At 64.0% G+C, this 18,245-nt stretch carries 17 protein-coding genes and 2 riboswitches; of the genes, 4 read left to right on the forward strand and 13 right to left on the reverse strand.

The window, feature by feature from the left end:
- Window positions 1–141: 141 nt before the first annotated feature.
- From Q7F16_RS21345 to cobW, 13 genes are all read right to left on the reverse strand, one after another.
- Window positions 142–1,359 (reverse strand): amino acid deaminase, encoded by a 1,218-nt coding sequence (locus Q7F16_RS21345; protein ID WP_409556814.1) that lies wholly within the window; start codon window positions 1,357–1,359, stop codon window positions 142–144.
- Between the two features lie 40 nt (window positions 1,360–1,399).
- Window positions 1,400–2,164 (reverse strand): IclR family transcriptional regulator, encoded by a 765-nt coding sequence (locus Q7F16_RS21350; RefSeq protein ID WP_014338688.1) that lies wholly within the window; start codon window positions 2,162–2,164, stop codon window positions 1,400–1,402.
- A gap of 165 nt (window positions 2,165–2,329) precedes the next feature.
- Window positions 2,330–2,719 (reverse strand): RidA family protein, encoded by a 390-nt coding sequence (locus Q7F16_RS21355; protein WP_024616640.1) that lies wholly within the window; start codon window positions 2,717–2,719, stop codon window positions 2,330–2,332.
- A 39-nt stretch (window positions 2,720–2,758) separates the two neighbouring features.
- The gene (locus Q7F16_RS21360; protein ID WP_409556813.1) at window positions 2,759–3,565 is read right to left on the reverse strand and encodes an amino acid ABC transporter ATP-binding protein; all 807 of its coding nucleotides are present in this window, start codon (window positions 3,563–3,565) and stop codon (window positions 2,759–2,761) included.
- Window positions 3,562–4,224, reverse strand: coding sequence for an amino acid ABC transporter permease (locus tag Q7F16_RS21365; protein WP_046062046.1), 663 nt, complete (start codon window positions 4,222–4,224; stop codon window positions 3,562–3,564). Before Q7F16_RS21365 ends, Q7F16_RS21360 begins: the two co-directional genes overlap by 4 nt.
- A gap of 9 nt (window positions 4,225–4,233) precedes the next feature.
- Window positions 4,234–4,896 carry an amino acid ABC transporter permease gene (locus Q7F16_RS21370; protein ID WP_018608019.1) on the reverse strand — a complete coding sequence of 221 codons (663 nt, stop codon included), beginning with the start codon at window positions 4,894–4,896 and terminating at the stop codon, window positions 4,234–4,236.
- 54 nt (window positions 4,897–4,950) lie between these two features.
- Entirely contained in the window at window positions 4,951–5,799 is an 849-nt protein-coding gene (locus Q7F16_RS21375) for a transporter substrate-binding domain-containing protein (protein ID WP_003200222.1), read from the reverse strand.
- A gap of 400 nt (window positions 5,800–6,199) precedes the next feature.
- Entirely contained in the window at window positions 6,200–6,541 is a 342-nt protein-coding gene (locus Q7F16_RS21380; RefSeq protein ID WP_046062049.1) for a hypothetical protein, read from the reverse strand.
- Window positions 6,542–6,597: 56 nt separating this feature from the next.
- Window positions 6,598–8,244 (reverse strand): phospholipase D-like domain-containing protein, encoded by a 1,647-nt coding sequence (locus Q7F16_RS21385; protein WP_046062050.1) that lies wholly within the window; start codon window positions 8,242–8,244, stop codon window positions 6,598–6,600.
- A gap of 200 nt (window positions 8,245–8,444) precedes the next feature.
- Complete coding sequence (locus tag Q7F16_RS21390; protein WP_046062051.1) at window positions 8,445–9,002, reverse strand: vWA domain-containing protein; 558 nt, start codon at window positions 9,000–9,002, stop codon at window positions 8,445–8,447.
- Window positions 9,003–9,103: 101 nt separating this feature from the next.
- Entirely contained in the window at window positions 9,104–10,102 is a 999-nt protein-coding gene (locus Q7F16_RS21395; RefSeq protein ID WP_409556847.1) for an ATP-binding protein, read from the reverse strand.
- Between the two features lie 170 nt (window positions 10,103–10,272).
- Window positions 10,273–14,046 carry a cobaltochelatase subunit CobN gene (gene cobN / locus Q7F16_RS21400; protein ID WP_409556812.1) on the reverse strand — a complete coding sequence of 1,258 codons (3,774 nt, stop codon included), beginning with the start codon at window positions 14,044–14,046 and terminating at the stop codon, window positions 10,273–10,275.
- 3 nt (window positions 14,047–14,049) lie between these two features.
- Window positions 14,050–15,114 (reverse strand): cobalamin biosynthesis protein CobW, encoded by a 1,065-nt coding sequence (gene cobW, locus Q7F16_RS21405; RefSeq protein WP_003200209.1) that lies wholly within the window; start codon window positions 15,112–15,114, stop codon window positions 14,050–14,052.
- A 98-nt stretch (window positions 15,115–15,212) separates the two neighbouring features.
- A riboswitch (cobalamin riboswitch) is annotated at window positions 15,213–15,427 on the reverse strand.
- A gap of 200 nt (window positions 15,428–15,627) precedes the next feature.
- Window positions 15,628–15,865, forward strand: a riboswitch (cobalamin riboswitch).
- A 100-nt stretch (window positions 15,866–15,965) separates the two neighbouring features.
- On the opposite strand from cobW, the gene Q7F16_RS21410 reads away from it, so the two are divergent.
- From Q7F16_RS21410 to cobM, 4 genes are all read left to right on the forward strand, one after another.
- On the forward strand, window positions 15,966–16,154 hold the full coding sequence (locus tag Q7F16_RS21410) for a CbtB domain-containing protein (protein WP_014338677.1): 189 nt from the start codon (window positions 15,966–15,968) through the stop codon (window positions 16,152–16,154).
- A gap of 11 nt (window positions 16,155–16,165) precedes the next feature.
- Entirely contained in the window at window positions 16,166–16,861 is a 696-nt protein-coding gene (locus Q7F16_RS21415) for a CbtA family protein (protein ID WP_046062055.1), read from the forward strand.
- Window positions 16,858–17,262: a cobalamin biosynthesis protein gene (locus Q7F16_RS21420; RefSeq protein ID WP_046062056.1), complete on the forward strand. Its 405-nt coding sequence runs from the start codon at window positions 16,858–16,860 to the stop codon at window positions 17,260–17,262. Before Q7F16_RS21415 ends, Q7F16_RS21420 begins: the two co-directional genes overlap by 4 nt.
- A gap of 77 nt (window positions 17,263–17,339) precedes the next feature.
- Window positions 17,340–18,146, forward strand: a complete 807-nt coding sequence (gene cobM / locus Q7F16_RS21425) for a precorrin-4 C(11)-methyltransferase (protein WP_046062057.1) — start codon at window positions 17,340–17,342, stop codon at window positions 18,144–18,146.
- Window positions 18,147–18,245: the final 99 nt, after the last annotated feature.

The raw sequence follows: 18,245 nt of genomic DNA on the forward strand, positions 1-18,245 counted from the left end.
AATTCAGCGGTGTCTGGAAGGTCGCTATCGCGGGCAAGCCTTGCTCCCACAGGGGATCTTGGGTAAACACCCATTTTGTGTTCACAGTCGATCAGTGTGGGAGCAAGGCTTGCCCGCGATAGCCGCGACTCGGTCTAAAGGCTAGAAACACGTCTCCATGCTCTCGACCACCCGCAGCTGCTCATCCACCAGGCACCCCACCCGCCACTTGTCGAACGTCAGGCACGGGTGTGAAGTACCAAACGAAATGATGTCGCCCACACGCAACTCAACCCCCGCCGCCACGGTCATGAACGCATGCTGGTCCATCACCGCCGTCACCTTGCAGCCACCCACATCGTCACCCGCCAGCGAGTCCGATCCGGGCTGGTAGCGCTTGAGCGGCACCGGCAATCCGGCGTCGTAGGCCACGTCGCGCTTGCCCAGGGCGATCACCGCGAAACCCGGCTCCGGCAGCGATTGCACATGGGCCCAGACTTCCAGCGCCGGGCGCAGGCCTTCGTGCAAATCGCTGCGACGCTCCAGCACGCAGCACTGGGCTTCCCTGTAGATGCCATGGTCATGGGCCACGTAGCTGCCGGGGCGCAACACGCTGAGGAAACGCCCGTGGGCATTCTGGGCTTCGAAGGATTCGGCGATCAGGTCATACCAGGCCGACCCCGAGGCGGTGATGATCGGTTTGTCGATGGCGAACGCGCCGTTGTCCTGCAACTGCACCGCCAACCGCACCAGGGACGCCGCGAACGCACGAATGCCACTGATGGCGTGGTCACCGTGGATCACCCCTTCGTAGCCTTCGATGCCGGTCAACGCCAGCGCCGGTTGCGCCTGGATCGCCTCGGCCAGGGTCAACACCTCGGCTTCGGTCCGGCAGCCACAACGACCGCCAACCACGCCGTACTCGATCATCACATTGAGCCGTACGCCGCGAGAGGCGAAGTAAGCGCCCAGGTCAGCGACGTTGTCCGGATGATCGACCAGGCAGTGGAATTCGAACGCCGGGTCGGCGAGCAAATCGGCAATCAGCGCCATGTTCGGCGTGCCCACCAATTGGTTGGCCATCAACACCCGGCGCACGCCATGGGCGTAAGCGGCACGGGTCTGCACGGCGCTGGCGAGGGTCAGGCCCCAGGCGCCGGCCTCCAGTTGCCGGCGAAACAGCGCCGGGGTCATGCTGGTCTTGCCGTGGGGCGCCAGTTCGGCACCGCTGCCGGTGACGAAATCCTGCATCCAGCGGATGTTGTGCTCCAGCGCCGCGCGATGCAGCACCAGCGCCGGCAGGCTGACGTCCCGTAGCAGGTGGGCGCCGACGGTGGCGGCGCCCTTCTCGACGCCGGCATTAAGGATGGCGGAAGGCATGTTCGAACTCCTCGCACACGGCCGCTAGTGCCGTGGCTGTCTATTCATTGATACGACGGGCCAGGTGGTTGGCGCTTTCGATCAGCACCCGGCGGTAGTCGGCGTAATTGTTCTTGGCGTCGGCACGAGGGGCGACGATGCACAGGGTGGCGATGGCCACGCCATTCGGGTCTTTGACCGGTGCGGCGAAGCAGTGGGTGAAGGTGTCGGCGACACTGTCGAAGGAGAAAAACCCATCGAGGCCGGCCTGGCGGATTTCCTTGAGAAATTGCTCCAGGGGCAGGCGCTCGCCATCCGGCAGGATGAAGTCCTCGGGGTCGATCAGGTCGACGATCTGCTGGTCACTCAAATGCGCCAGCAACAGACGCCCGGACGCCGTCCACGGGATCGGCGCGTTTTCACCGATGTCCGATGAAATGCGGAAATGCCGCTCGCCTTCCTTCATCAGCGCGACGGTGTATTTGCGCCCGTTGAGCAGGCACATCTGCGCCGTTTCCCGAGTCTGGCGCACGATCTCCTGCAAGGCCTGGTCTGCCTCGCGGCTCAGGTCGAAATGCCGCAGGTGCGCCTGCCCGAGAAAATACAACTGGCGACCCAGGTAGACATGGCCGTCCTTGCCCACCGGCTCGAGGATGCGCCGCTCCAGCAGCGACGCCACCAGTTCATAGACCGTGGACTTGGGGCTGCCGATGCCGCTGGCAATATCGTTCGGGCGCAGCGGCTGGCCGATTTCCTTGAGGAAATCGAGGATATCGAACGCCCGATCCAGTCCCCGGGCCCGGCGTTTGATGGTGTCTTCGGTCATGTCTTTGGTTCCTGAAGTTTCACTCATAGTCGCATGTATCTTTATTGTGGCGAGGGAGCTTGCTCCCGCTGGCCTGCGCAGCAGGCCCAATTTCTTGCGACTGCTGCGCAGCCGAGCGGGAGCAAGCTCCCTCGCCACAAAAGCGAGTTCGCCAGAATATCTTGTTCAGCCCTTTTTCTTGTAGGCGACGCAATCGATCTCGACCTTGCAATCGACCATCATGCTCGCCTGCACGCAGGCTCGGGCCGGGGCGTGTTCCGGGCTGAAGTACTCGCCGAAGACCTTGTTGAAACTCCAGAAATCCCGCGGGTCTTCCAGCCACACACCGCAGCGCACCACATCTTCCAGGCCGTATCCGGCCTCCTCGAGAATGGCGACCAGGTTCTTCATGGTCTGGTGGGTCTGCTCGACGATCCCGCCGACAATGATCTCGCCGTTCACCGCCGGCACCTGGCCGGACACGTGCAGCCAGCCATCGGCTTCCACGGCGCGGGCAAATGGCCGAGGCTGACCTCCACCTGCGGTGCTGCCGGTGCCGTAGCGCGTAATGCTCATGGGTTATCTCCTTCTTGAATCGATTGAAAGCTGAATGGATTAAAAACGCGTGTTCTTGAGAAATTCTGCCAGCCGTGGCGACTGTGGCCGTTCGAACAACTCCTTCGGCGGCCCCTGTTCTTCGATGCGGCCCTGGTTCATGAACACGATCTTGTCGGAGACCTCGAAGGCGAAGCGCATTTCGTGGGTCACCAGCAGCATGGTCATGCCGTCTTCGGCCAGGCCCTTGATCACGTTCAGCACTTCGCCAACCAGTTCCGGGTCCAGGGCCGACGTGACTTCGTCGAACAGCATCAGGCTGGGGTTCATGGCAATCGCCCGGGCAATCGCCACGCGTTGCTGCTGACCACCAGACAACTGGCCGGGAAAGTGATCGCGCCGCTCCAACAAGCCCACCCGCTCCAGCCATTTCTCGGCCAGGGCCACCGCCTCGTCCTTGGGCAGTTTTTTCACTTTGAGCAGGCCCAGGGTCACGTTCTGCACCGCGGTCAAATGCGGGAACAGATTGAATTGCTGGAAGGCCATGCCGGTCATGGCCCGGTGCCGGGCGATGACTTTCTCGGCGTGGCGCACACGCTTGCCGTCGATGTCGTCGTAACCGATGGACTCGCCGTCGAGCACGATCTGCCCGCCCTGGAATTCCTCCAGCATGTTGATGCAGCGCAGCAGCGTGGTCTTGCCCGAACCGCTGGAGCCGATCAGCGTGACCACGTTGCCGCGCTGCATGCTCAGGTCCACGCCCTTGAGCACTTCCAGCGGGCCGTATTGTTTGCGCAGGCCGCGAATGTCCAGCAGCGGCTGGGCGTTGGAGAGATTTGTGTTGGAAAGATTCGAGACGTCAGTCATGGCAAGGCCACCCGCTTTTCAATGTGTCGCCCGAGCAATTCGATGGCGTAATTGATGATGAAAAAGAGAAAACCGGCGAACAGGTAAAACTCCAGGGTCATGAAGGTCCGGGCGATGATCTGCTGGGTGCTGAGCAGCAGTTCGGCAACGCCGATCACCGACAGCAGGGTCGAGGCCTTGACGATTTCCGTGGAGGAATTGACCCAGGTCGGCAGGATCTGCCGCAACGCCTGGGGCAACAGCACATAACCCAGCGCCTGGAAGAACGTCAGGCCAATGGCCTGGCTCGCTTCCATCTGCCCACGGGGCAATGCCTGCAAGGCCCCGCGCACGATCTCGGCCACATGGGAGCCACAAAACAGCGTCAAGCCCAGCACGCCGGCCTGGAATGCGCCGATCTGCCAGCCCAGGGCCGGGGCCATGTAGAAGCAGGCCAGCACCAGCACGAACACCGGCGTGCCGCGAATCAGGTCGACGTAAAAGCGAAACGGCGCGCGCATCCAGGTCCGGCCATAGGTCAGCACCAGTCCGGCGACCAGGCCGATCAAGGTGCCCAACACAATCGCCAGCAGCGAACACTGCACACTGGTCAGGAAGCCCGCCCACAGGGTCTCGCGGGCAACCCATAACTCATGCAACCAACTGGGTGATTCGTACATGGGACACTCCTAACGGCGGATCGCCAGGCGCTGCTCGAAATAACGCAGCACCATGGCAATGAGGTAACAGGCCGCGACATACAGGGCCGTGGTCACCAGCCAGGTTTCGATCACCCGGTAGCTCTCCACGTTGATCTTGCGGGCGTAATAGGTCAGCTCCGGCACGGCAATCGCCGCCGCCAGGGAGGTGTCCTTGAACAGCGAAATGAAGTTGTTCGACAAGGCCGGCAACACGTTGCGCAGCATCACCGGCACGGTGACGTAGGCCTTCACCTGCCACTCGCCCAGGCCGATGGCCAGCCCGGCTTCACGCTGTCCCTTGTGAATGCTCAACAACCCGCCGCGAAACACTTCGGTCAGGTAGGCCCCGGCGTACAGCGAGAGGGTGATGACGAACGACGGCAGCTTGTCCAGGCGGATGCCCAGGCTCGGCAAGGCGAAGTAGATCAGCAGGATCAACACCAGGATCGGCGTATTGCGGATCACCGTGACATACACCGACGCCAGCACCCGCAGGACCCGATGTTTGCTCAGCAACGCGAACGCCATCGCCAGGCCGATCACGCAACCGATGGCGATCGACACCAGCGCCAGGGAAAGCCCCAGGCCCAGCCCCGCCAGCAGGGTGTCGAAATCGCGCCAGACGGCGGCAAAGTTCAACTGATAATTCATGGTCGACAGTACCTTCGACGGAGCGCCCGCAAGTGGCGCCCCGGGCTCACAGGGTCATTTGAATTCAACGGGGAAACCGATCGCTGGCGACGGCAGCTCGACACCGAACCACTGCTTGAAGGAGGCCGCATAGGTGGGGAACTCCACGCCGGTCATGGCTTCATGCAAGGTGGTGTTGACGAAGTTCAGCCAGTCCTGGTCGCCGCGCTTGACCGCACAAGCGTAGGTTTGTGGGCTCCAGGCATAGGCCGGGCTGCGGTAGCGGCCAGGGTTCTGCACCATCAGGTACTTGACCGAGGACTGGTCGGTGGCGGCGGCATCGGCACGACCAGAGTTCACCGCCTGGTACATCAGGTCGACGCTGTCGTACTGGTCGACCTTGGCCTTGGGCAGCGCCTGGTGCACCAGTTCCTCGGCGTAGACGTTCTGCAGCACTGCCACGGTGACACCGTCGCCGGCGGCCTTGAGGTCTTCGATTTCCTTGTACTTGCTGTTGGCCGGCAGCAGCAGACCCACGCCTTCACGGTAGTACGGCAGGGTGAACGCCACTTGCTGGGCGCGGCTGGCGGTGACGGTGATGAACTGGCAGCTCATGTCGACCTTGTCGGTCAACAGGTTGGGTATGCGCGCATCGGACGACTGCACCACGAACTCGACTTTCTCCGGGTCGTTGAACAGGCCCTTGGCGACCATCCGCGCGATATCGATATCAAAGCCCTGCAACTTGCCATCCGCTCCCTGGAAGTGCCACGGCGCATTGGTACTGCCCGTGCCCACGATCAATTTCCCCCGCTGCAGCACGCTGTCCAGCTTGCTGTCGGCCGCCTGAGCGACCCCCATGGCAGCCGTCGTGGCCGCGAAGAGAAAAACACACGCTTTGAACAAGGAAGGTCGGCGTTGCATGGCAAGCACTCCAGAATGAGTTTATTCCGCTATACCGGAACATGGTATGTAACAACGGAATAGACAGCAGAAAGTGTGCCACAGGCTCGACGGCCCTGGGAGAGAAAAATGGAAATTGAGGGAAATCAGGGAGATGGGGAAAACAGGCGCCCCGGACGGTGGCGTCCATGTGCGAACGCTGTTGCTACCGTTGGCCACGACGCACGGGTAACAAGGCCCCAAAACCGGGTACTCGGCACCCCCGGCGCACCGAAACGGAGCCACTCTGGAATGTATAAATGGATACCCTGTGGGAGCGAGCCTGCTCGCGATAGCGGTGGGTCAGCGAATGTATATGCCAACTGACCTGACGCTATCGCGAGCAAGCTCGCTTCCACAATGGTTCGGCGGGGTGCCTGGTCTATTTGCGCTTGTAGCTCTTGTTGCCACCAGGCGTGAGGCAATAGACCCCGCCCCGGGGACCAACGCAATAATTGCCACTGCCGCACTGGCAACCGTCGGCGGACTTGAGCAACGACTGCGGTTGAGCTTCGTTCCTAAGCCCCAGCACAGCGGAACAGGACTTCTTCGAAGCACTGATGGAACCGTCATTGCACAGGAAGGTATCGCCGTCACACCCGGCAATCCCGCCCTTGCGCCCGGAACACGGTTGATTGGCGGCAAGGGCCGAAGTGCCCAGGGCCAACAACAGGATCGCGACACAGGCGCGAAGTAAGGCGGACGTTCCGTGACAGCGCTTCATGGCAGCTTCCAGGCTGATTAGATGGCCCTATGCTAGCACCGGATAATCTACTGCACCTAACGCCCGCAAAACCTCACCCTGGATAACATCCGCAAATCCCCCTCGCGGTAATAGTCATCACTCCAGCTGTCATCCACCGCCAGTGGCTTGACCTGCTTGAGGGCGAGCTTTTTCGCGAAGTAGCGAAAGCGGTAATGCTCATAAAAGCGCAACAGTTCCAACCCGTAACGGTCGGCCAGGTCGGTGTCGCCCTGGATGATCAGGTAATTCTCGTCGTTGCCGCTGCTGGCCGCGGCGCTCAGGTTGTGGCTGCCGCTGAGGATGGTCGGCGTGTCGCTGGTGAAGTCGGTGACGATGGCTTTGGTGTGCACCAGCAGGTTGCCCTTCTGGCCTTTCATGTTTTCCCGCAGCCAGCCTTCAAGACCGGTGTTGAGCAACGCGGTGGCGGCGAATTCGGCGGTGCGGTCGGCGTGAAAGCCGGTGATGCGGCTCTTGGTGTTTTGCAGGCCGTAGCGCAACACGTCGTCATTGGGGGCGCCGAGCAAGGCGTCGAGGATGCGCTCGGGCAACACAAAGGCGGTGACGAACAACAGGTCCTTTCGCGCACCCTTGATGATCTCGACAAAGCGATCCAGGTCGCCCTCCCCGGTGCGCGGCGAGAATCCGGCGAACAATGCCTCCTGCGGATCCATGGCATTGTTGTCGGTCAGCCACTGGCGAGTGGCACCGACGTCCTGGGGTTCGGCCCAGATCTGCTCGAACACCTGGAAGTAGCTGCCGCTCACCCGAGGGTCGTCCAGCACATGGACCACGTTGGCCTGGCGGTAGACACCGTTGGCGGTGAAGTTGGTGCTGCCGCACAGCACCGCCTCTGGTTGCAAGGAACCGTTGCCATCCACCTTGCTCAGCACAATGAACTTGTTGTGGAAAATGTTATGGGTGATTCGTCCGCGCTTGTTGGCTGCTGGCATTTTTTCGAGGCTGGCTTCGTTACGCGCCGTGGTGTCGTCGCCCGGCTCGGCGTGGTACAGCACTCGTACTTGGGCGCCGCGAGCGTGAGCGGCAGTCACCGCATCGACGATCACCGGCAGTTCGTATTCATAAATGGCGACGTCCAGGGCCCAGTGGGCATCCAGTGCCCGATCGATAAAACCGGTCAGGCGCCCCAGCAGGCCATTTTCCAACCAGCGACGCGGGGCGTCGGGCCAGTCGTCGATGGACAGGTGCTTGTTGGCGCCGATCAGCGCGTCCACTTCAGGAAACTTGCGCTGGAACGCCTGGCTGGCGGCCACGGCACGGTTGAAGATCACCCGCTGGTTGGCCGGCTGCCCGTCATCGCTGGTGACGGTGACGGCCAGGGATTCGCCCAACTGCGGTGCATCGGGGCTGCCGTAGGCCAGATGCACGCGGTAGTGCATGGTTACGCCGGGGTTGACGGCGTAGTCGGCCCAGCGAAATTTCTGCAACGGTGCCTTGTCGCTGGGGGTGGCGTGGAACTGAGGAAAGGTGTGGGCCTTGTCGGGGAAGGTCAGGCTGTTGAACAGGAACAGCCAGGGCTTGTCACCCTGCTGCTTCTCGATGGCAAAGCCCAGCAGCCCTTTGCGTCGGGATTCCGCCAAGTCCATGGCGAGCAGCACGCCGTTGGTGCCGGCATAGGCCTTGACCCGAAAATCGTCCTGGGCGTTGGTGACGAGTACGCGCATGGTTCACTCCTGTGAGGGGGCTGCCTGAGCATAGTGCAGTGATACAGGTTAGATGGTCAGATCAGGGACCGAGGTGATGCCTTCGCGAGCAAGCTCGCTCCCACAGGGGGGCTGTGGTGTTCATCAGTTATGTGTGCACAGCGAAACCAAATGTGGGAGCGAGCTTGCTCGCGATGAGGCCTTCACAGCCAAAGAACATTTCAAGTGGTTTCATCAATATGCCGATACTCCGCCTGCAACCGCCCCGCCAACTGCCGGGCCCGGCCCAGGCGGATCGGGCCTCTTTCGATGTCGATCAACAGGCACGGACAATCTAGGAACGGCAGTGAAAGCCCCTCCTTGACCCGCCCATCGGTCATCACCAACACCCGTTGCTGCTCCGCCGGGTAGCGCTTGCGTCGGGCCACCAGCCAGCGCCCGGCCTCGTTCAGCGCCGCCAGCAACGGCGTTCCGCCCCCGGCACCCAGCCCATCGAGCCAGTCGCGCAGGCCCGCCGAGGCCTTGAGGCCTTGCACCTGCCAGTTCGGCTGCGTGCCGCTGGCCGTCAACAGCGCCAGGCGGGCGCGTTGGCGGTAGGCGTCGTCGAACAACTGCGCCAGCAGGCCCTTGCCGTCACTCAAGGCGCGATGACGCCGGGTCGAGGCCGACGCATCGACGATGACCAGCCACAACTCATGGGGCGAACGCTGGCGACTGTGAAAGCGCAGGTCTTCGTACAGACGTGGCCGGCCATTGAGTAACGTCCCCGGCCAGTTCACCGCACCGCTGGCCGCCGCTTTGCTGCGGCCCTGGCGGCCCTGGTCGAGTCGTCCTGCACGGGGTCTGGCATTCGCCCCCGCCGGCGAACGGGGGCGAATGCCTAGGGCTTTTTTGGCCAGCTCGGCACGTCACGCCGGGCACCGGTCGGCAATGCCCGGGCCGGCAGATCGCCCCACTGGCCCTGGCCTTCGTTGGGTTCAGTGGTTTTTTCCGCGCCGGTCGGCGCCTGGGACGGTGCCGGTGCCGAATGCCCACGCCGCCGGTGCCGCAAGGCAAACTCGGCGACCGCATCGATGTCTTCATCGGCTATCGCGCCGGCCCCGCGCCAGGCGGCATGGGCCCGGGCCGCACGCAGCCAGACCAGGTCGGCGCGCAAGCCATCGACCCCGGCGGCAAAACAGCGCTCGGTGATCTGCGCCAGCGCCGCATCGTCCAGGGCAATCCCGGCCAAGCGGTCGCGCGCCTGTTGGCAACGGTCGCGCAACTGCTGCTGGGCCGTCTCCCACGCCGCGCAGAACGTCAGCGGATCACTGTCGAAATCCAGCCGTCGCCGGATGATCTGGCCGCGCTCAGCCGGTGCGGTGTGACCGTCGAGGGCGACGTTCAGGCCGAAACGGTCGAGCAACTGCGGGCGCAACTCACCCTCCTCCGGGTTCATGGTGCCGATCAGCACAAAGCGCGCCGGATGCCGATGGGAAATGCCGTCGCGCTCGATCAGGTTGATACCGCTGGCGGCCACATCGAGCAGCAAGTCCACCAGGTGATCGGGCAGCAGGTTCACTTCATCGACGTACAGCACGCCACCATCGGCCTTGGCCAACACGCCGGGAGAAAACTGCGCGCGCCCTTCCCCCAGCGCTGCGTCCAGGTCCAGGGTACCCACCAGCCGCTCTTCGGTAGCACCGAGGGGCAAGGTGACGAACTGACCGCTGGCCAGCAGGTCCGCCAGGCCCCGGGCCAACGTGGACTTGGCCATGCCCCGCGGCCCTTCGATCAGCACACCGCCGATTTTCGGATCGATCGCAGCCAGGCACAGGGCCAGTTTCAGATCATCGGCGCCGACCACGGCGCAGAGCGGGAAATGGGGGGTGTGGGTCATGTTGAATGTCTCATGCATGTGAGAGAGTCCCTGTGGCGAGGGAGCTTGCTCCCGCTGGGCTGCGCAGCAGACCCGAATCTGGCACCTCGGTGTGACAGATGGATTGAGCCAGGGCTTTTGGGGTTGCTTCGCAACCCAGCGGGAGCAAGCTCCCTCGCCACAAAGGCATGTCAGCCATCTTCTTCTATGTCCAACAACAAATTTTCCAACGCCTCGCGATACTCGCCTGGATCCTGCCACATCCCCCGCTGCTGCGCTTCGAGCATGCGCTCGGTCATGTCCCGCAGGGCGTCGGGGTTGTGCTCGCGGACGAAATCCCGGGTGTCCGGGTCGAGCAGGTAGGCATCGGCCAGCAAGGCGTACTGGTGATCGTCGATCAACCGGGTGGTGGCGTCGAAGGCAAACAGGTTGTCCACCGTCGCCGCCAGTTCGAACGCGCCTTTATAGCCGTGACGCTTCACGCCGTCGATCCACTTCGGATTCGCTGCGCGGGAACGGATGACGCGGTTGAGCTCTTCTTTCAGGGTGCGGATCCTGGGCAAGTCTGGCTGGCTGTGATCGCCATGGTAACTGGCCGCCGCATCACCACTGAGGGTCTCGACCGCCGCCAGCATACCGCCCTGAAACTGGTAGTAATCGTTGGAATCGAGCAGGTCGTGCTCGCGGTTGTCCTGGTTCTGCAACACCGCCTGCACCTGGCTCAAGCGCCGGGAGAACTGCTCCCGGGCGGCAGTGCCTTCATCGCTGGCGCCGTAGGCGTAACCGCCCCAGTTCAGGTACACCTCGGCCAGATCCTCGCGGCTCTGCCACAAGCGCCCGTCAATCGCGCCCTGCACGCCCGCGCCATAGGCACCGGGCTTGGCGCCGAAGATCCGCCAGCCGGCCTGGCGCGCCGCGGCTTCGGGCTCAAGACCCGATGCCAGCAGGGCTTCGCGTTCGCCACGCACCTTGGCCGCCAAGGGGTTCATGTCGTCCGGCTCATCGAGTGCGGCGACGGCCTGCACGGCGGCATCGAACAAGCGAATGAGGTTGGCAAAGGCGTCACGGAAGAAGCCGGACACGCGCAGCGTGACATCGACCCGAGGCCGGTCCAGCAGGCTCAGCGGCAGGATCTCGAAGTCATCGACCCGCTGGCTGCCGGTGGCCCACACCGGACGCACGCCCATCAACGCCATGGCCTGGGCGATGTCGTCACCGCCGGTGCGCATGGTGGCCGTGCCCCACACCGACAGGCCGAGCTGGCGCAGGTGATCGCCGTGGTCCTGCAAGTGCCGCTCAAGGATCAGGTTCGCCGATTGGAAACCGATGCGCCATGCCGTGGTGGTGGGCAGGTTGCGCACGTCCACCGAAAAGAAGTTGCGCCCGGTGGGCAACACATCAAGGCGCCCGCGGCTCGGCGCACCGCTGGGGCCGGCGGGCACGAAGCGCCCGCTCAAGGCATCGAGCAGGCCGCGCATTTCCGCCGGGCCGCAAGCGTCCAGGCGCGGGGCCACGACGGATCGCAGGTTTTCAATGATGCTGCCCACCACCTCCCAGCCTGGCGCGTCGAGTTGCCCCGCCGCACCGTCCAGCGCCTGCTCGATCAACTGCACAGCGAACAGCTCCAGGCGCTCGCGGGTATCGCCGGCGGTGCGCCAAGGCTCGACGCTGACCTGACGCAACGCCTCGGGACACTCACCGGTCCAGGGCTCGGCCAAGGCACAATCCAGCGGGTCGAAACCCAGACCGAACGCCTTGGCCAGCGCCCGCAGCAGACTCGACTGCGCGCCCTTGCCGTCGCCCCGGGGAATGCGCAGCAACGCCAGCAAGGTGTCGATGCGCAGCCGTCCGCTGGGCGACTCGCCAAAGATGTGCAGGCCGTCGCGGATCTGCGACTCCTTCAAGTCGCACAGGTAAGTGTCCAGGCGTGGCAGCCAGATCGCCGCGTCGGCGTCGCTGTCGAGACCGGCATCGAGTTGCAGTTCGCGGTCGATGTGCGTCTCGCGCACCAGGTTGAGGATGTCCCGTTGCAGCTCCCGGGCACGGCGCGGATCGAGCAATTGCGCCTCGTAGTACTCGTCCGCCAGCAGCTCGAGGTTACGCAGCGGCCCATAGGTTTCGGCCCGGGTCAGCGGCGGCATCAAGTGGTCGATGATCACCGCCTGGGTGCGACGCTTGGCCTGGGCGCCCTCACCCGGGTCGTTGACAATGAACGGATAGATATTCGGCAGCGGCCCCAACAGCACGTCCGGCCAGCAGTTTTCCGACAGCCCGACGCCCTTGCCCGGCAGCCATTCGAGGTTGCCGTGCTTGCCGACGTGGATCACTCCATGGACGCCGTAGGTGTGGCGCAACCAGAAATAAAACGCCAGGTAACCGTGGGGCGGCACCAGGTCCGGGTCGTGGTACACCGCGCTCGGATCGACCTGGTAACCCCGCGCCGGCTGGATGCCGACGAAGGTCAGGCCCAGGCGCAGACCGGCGACCATCAAGCGTCCCTCGCGGAACATCGGGTCCTGCTCGGGCGAGCCCCAGCGCGCCAGCACCGCTTGGCGATTGGCTTCGGGCAGTGCGTCGAACAAGGCCTGGTACTCGGCAAGGGCCAGGCTCTGGTGACAGGGACGCAAGTCGAGGCTGTCCAGGTCGTTACTGACCCCGCCGAGCAATTGCTGGATCAACGCGGTGCCGCTCGCCGGCAGTTCAGCCGGCAATGGATAACCTTCGACCTGTAGGGCCCGGAGGATATTCAACGCCGCTGCCGGGGTGTCCAGGCCGACGCCATTACCGATGCGACCGTCCCGGGTCGGGTAGTTGGCGAGGATCAGCGCCACCCGCTTTTCTGCATTGGGCAGGCGCGCCAGGGTGGTCCAGCGTCGGGCCAGTTCGGCGACAAAATCCATGCGCTCGGGCGCGGCCCGGTAGCAGACCACGTCGCTCTGGCTGCGCTCGCTGCGCCAGGCCAGGTCCTTGAAACTGATGGGGCGGCTGATGATCCGTCCGTCCAGTTCCGGCAAGGCAATGTGCATCGCCAGGTCCCGCGGTCCCAAGCCCTGCTCGCTGGCACGCCAGCCGGGTTCGTTGTCCTGGGCGCAGATCGCCTGGATCACCGGGATGTTGCGGCGAAACGGTCGCAGGTGCGGAGCTTCGGGGCTGGATTGCGCGAAGCCGGTGGTGTTGAGGATCACGCCCGCCTGCACCTCGTCCAGCCAGTCCTCTACTAGTGCGAGGCAACCAGGCTCCTTGAGGCTGGCCACGGCAATCGGCAGCGGATTGAGCCCCGCCGCTTGCAGGCGCTGGCAGAACACGTCGATGAACGCGGTGTTCGCCGCTTGCAGGTGGGAGCGATAAAACAGCACCGCCGCCACCGGTTGCCCGGCGCTCCAGTCGGCTTGCCAATCGTCGAGGTTGGCGCTGGTTTTCGCCGGGTGATAGATGGCCGTGCGTGGCAAGGCCTGCGGCTCGGCCCACGGATAATCGCGGCCAAACCATTGGCTGCCGAGGTTGTAAAACAGGTCCAGGGCATTGCCCAGCCCGCCCTGGCGCAAGAATTGCCAGAGCCGGTCGCGGTCTTCGCAGGGCACGTTGCTCAGGTCACTGAGCTCCGGGTCCGGACGATCATCCCCCGGCACCAGGATCAGCTTCACCCCGCGCCCGGCCAGTTCCATCAGGCGCTCGATGCCGTAGCGCCAATAGCCGATGCCGCCGTGCAGCGACAACAGGATGACCTTGGCGTGTTGCAGCACGTCTTCGACATACAGATCCACCGAGGCGTGGTTCTGCACCTGCATCGGGTTGGCGAGGCGAAACTGCGGGTAGTCGCCCGGCAACTGCTTCGCCGCTTCGGCCAACAGCGCCAGGCTGGAGTCGCCGCTGCACAGGATCACCAGTTCGGCGGGGGTTTGCCCCAGGTCGGCGATGTTGTCATCCGACACGAAACCGCCGGGCTGGGTCCTGAGCAGGTGCATGACTTAGGCCCCGAGGGCGGCGCGCAACTGCGCTTCGAGCAGCGCGGCGTCAAGCGCCTGGCCGATCAGCACCAGACGGGTGACCCGCGCTTCCTCGGCGCCCCACTGGCGGTCGAAATGCTTGTCGAACCGCGTACCGACGCCCTGGATCAACAGGCGCATCGGCTTGTTCGGAATCGCCGCGAAACCCTTGACTCGCAGTACGCCGTGCTGGACCACCAGTTGCGTCAATGCGTCGAGCAACAGGCTTTCGTCAGCCTGGGGCAGTTCGATGGAAATGGAATCGAAGGCGTCATGATCGTGGTCATCGTCGTCGCCATCGTGGTGATGGTCGTGATGGCTGTGGCGGCCGTCGATGTGTTCTTCGGAACCGGCGCCCAGGCCGATCAGTACGTCCAGCGGCAGGCGACCGCTGCTGGCTTCGATGACCTTGACCGCCGGTGGCAGCTCTTCGGCGACTTCCAGGCGAACTTTGGCCAGGTCTTCAGGGCTGATCAGGTCAGCCTTGTTGAGGATCACCAGGTCGGCGCTCGCCAGTTGGTCGGCGAACAGCTCGTGCAGTGGCGATTCGTGGTCCAGGTTCGGGTCGAGTTTGCGCTGGGCATCGACCTGGTCGGGGAACGCGGCAAAGGTACCGGCGGCCACGGCCGGGCTGTCGACCACGGTGATGACCGCATCGACGGTGCAGGCGCTGCGGATTTCCGGCCATTGGAAGGCCTGGACCAGCGGCTTGGGCAAGGCCAGGCCGGAGGTTTCGATGAGGATGTGGTCGAGGTCGCCACGCCGGGCCACCAGCTCGCGCATCACCGGGAAGAACTCTTCCTGCACCGTGCAGCACAGGCAGCCGTTGGCCAGTTCATAGACGCGGCCGTTGGCTTCTTCTTCGGTGCAGCCGATGGAGCACTGCTTGAGGATCTCGCCGTCGATGCCCAGCTCGCCGAATTCGTTGACGATCACGGCGATACGACGGCCCTGGGCGTTGTCGAGCATGTGCCGCAGCAGAGTGGTTTTACCCGAGCCGAGGAAGCCGGTGACGATGGTGACGGGGAGTTTGGCCAGTGTTTTCATCGGATGCCCTTTGGCAAGGTGGCGGGCAAACGGGACGACAACCGCTGGCACAGGCGCGCGCGGAAGATTTCGCCACCGGATCACCCCGCCCGGTTGTAGTGAGAATCTGTCTCGAGGCAGGTCTCCTGGCTGACGGCGGGCCAATCTTTCGACTGGCAATTGCTGCGCCTTCCCGTGCGCCCGTTTAGAAAGGGCATGCACAGTGGCCTTGCAGAAACAGCACCGTTCACAGTTGCGGGGGCAGCCGCGGCTTGGACCGCGTTCCCTTCTTAGCTCCGGCACGTGCCGAAGAACCTCGAAGGCGCAAGGCTACGCAGGGTGTGGGGGCGGGTCAATCTCCGCAAGTAATATGCAGGACGCCGTTGTGGCGAGGGAGCTTGCTCCCGCTCGGTTGCGCAGCGACCGTAAAGAGCCGGGGGCCGCTGCGCTGCCCAGCGGGAGCAAGCTCCCTCGCCACAACAGCCCGCTCGCCGCGCCCCTTGTGCATTGACGCCCCGCCCCCGCCCATGCTCTCCTGTGCGCCTAGTTACGGGTGCCCTTCACAGGGTGAAACGGGAAACCGGTGAATCGTGTGCTTTACTCCAAAGCCACGTCAGTCCGGTGCTGCCCCCGCAACGGTAAGCGAGCGAAGCGTCTGAACCACTGTGTATGCCCTGCTACAAAAAGGGCGCATGGGAAGGTGACGCTTGCAGGCCAGGCGCAAGCCCGGCCCCTCGCGAGCCCGGAGACCGGCCCATGACTCATGCATCAACAAACCCGCGGTGGGCGGGCGCTGTTCGAACCTTGGCGGGCTTTCGCCCGGGGTCTCATCGCGCTCGAATGCCCACTGAACAAGAACAGAGGGAAGCGCCATGTCGACCATCAGCAGCACCGCCCGCACCGCCAGCAGCACCACCACCCTGAGCCAACGCCTGAGCGCCGCGATCCTTGCTTCGATCCTGGGCGCAGGGCTGGTCTATTTCGCCGGTTTCTCCCACATCGAAGCGGTGCACAACGCCGCCCACGATACCCGCCACAGCGCCGCTTTCCCGTGCCATTGAGAACTGACGACATGATCAAGCGTATCGCGCAGACCGCTGGTTTCAGCGGCTTGCTGGCCGCCCTGCTGCTGACCCTGCTGCAAAGTTTCTGGGTATCGCCGCTGATTCTCCAGGCGGAAACCTTCGAAAAGGCCCCAGCGACCGAGGTCCATGAACACGCCGACGGGGCGGCTCATACCCATGATGCCGAGGCCTGGGAGCCGGAAGACGGTTGGCAGCGCGTGCTGTCTACCACGGGCGGCAACCTGGTGGTCGCCGTGGGTTTTGCCCTGATGCTGGCGGGCCTGTACACCTTGCGCGCACCGACTCGCACGTCCCAAGGCCTGCTCTGGGGCCTGGCCGGCTATGCCACGTTCGTCCTGGCGCCGACCCTCGGCCTGCCGCCGGAACTGCCTGGCACCGCAGCGGCCGACCTGGCCCAACGACAGATGTGGTGGATCGGCACCGCGGCTTCCACGGCGGTGGGTATTGCCTTGATCGCCTTCGGCCGGCATTGGCTGCTCAAGGTACTGGGCGTGGCGACGTTGCTGGTGCCCCATGTCATCGGCGCACCGCAGCCCGAAGTCCACTCGATGCTGGCGCCCGAAGCGCTGGAGAGTCAGTTCAAGATCGCCTCGCAGCTGACCAACGTCGCGTTCTGGCTGGCCCTGGGCCTGATCAGCGCCTGGCTGTTTCGCCGTGACGGCCAAGCCCACCACGAGGCATGAGCGCCGAGCCGATCCTGGTGATCGGCCTGGGCTGCCAGCGTGGTTGCCCGGCCAGCACGCTGCGGGCCTTGCTCGACCAGACGCTGCTGGCCCACGGCATCGAACTTCATCGGGTACGGGCCCTGGCCAGTATCGACCTCAAGCGTGACGAGCCCGGGCTGCTGGAGCTGGCCGGGCAACTGGCCCTGCCGCTGACCTGCTTCAGTGCCGAACAGTTAGCCGATTACGCGCAACGGCTCAGTCACCGCTCCGAGATCGCCTTCGAGCGAACCGGTTGCTACGGCATCGCCGAGAGCGCCGCCCTGGCCTTGGCGGACCAGTTGGGCACGATGCCCGCGACGCTGCTGATTCCTCGTCAGAAAGGCCCCAAGTGCACGTTGGCATTGGCGGTCGTGGCGTAAATCCCGATAATCGGCGCCCAGGATCATGAGCGATCTTCATCTGGGCGACGCTCACCCACCTTCCACAGGAGCCGGTCATGACCGTGTACTTCATCGGCGCCGGCCCCGGCGACCCGGATCTCATCACCGTCAAAGGCCAGCGACTGATCCGCCACTGCGCGGTGATCATTTACGCCGGCTCGCTGGTGCCAACCGCCGTCCTTGAAGGCCATTGTGCCGAACAGGTGATCAACAGCGCCGAGCTGCATCTGGAACAGATCATCGAATTGATCAAGAGCGCCCATCTCAAGGGCCAGGACGTGGCCCGGGTGCATTCCGGCGACCCGAGCCTGTACGGTGCCATTGGCGAGCAGATTCGTTGCCTGCGGGAACTGGACATCCCTTTCGAAATCATCCCGGGGGTGACCGCGACCTCAGCCTGCGCCGCCCTGCTGGGTGCCGAACTGACCTTGCCGGACATTTCCCAAAGCCTGATCCTCACCCGCTACGCCGACAAAAGCCCAATGCCTGCCGGGGAAGAACTGGGCAGCCTGGCGCAGCACGGGGCGACCATGGCGATACACCTGGGGGTCAATCATCTGGAAAAAATCGTCGACGAACTGCGACCCCATTACGGCGCCGATTGCCCGATTGCGGTGATCCACCGGGCGACGTGGCCGGATCAGGATTGGGTGATGGGGACGCTGGACGATATCGCGGCAAAGGTACAAGCCAAGGGCTTTCGCCGCACGGCGCTGATTCTGGTGGGGCGTGTGTTGGGCAACGATGTGTTCAGCGAGTCTTCGCTGTACCGCGCCGGGCATGCGCATCTCTACAGGCCCAACGTTGAATGTGCCGACGCCTTCGCGAGCAAGCTCGCTCCCACAGGGGATTTGCAGCGATAGGAAAAGTGACGGTCACCGCAAATCAGATGTGGGAGCGGCGGGTGCCCACAGGTTACGAGCTGATCGCTGAAGCTTTTGTGGCGAGGGAGCTTGCTCCCG

It is taken from the genome of Pseudomonas sp. Lb2C2 (assembly GCF_052112205.1).
Classification (GTDB): domain Bacteria; phylum Pseudomonadota; class Gammaproteobacteria; order Pseudomonadales; family Pseudomonadaceae; genus Aquipseudomonas; species Aquipseudomonas kilonensis.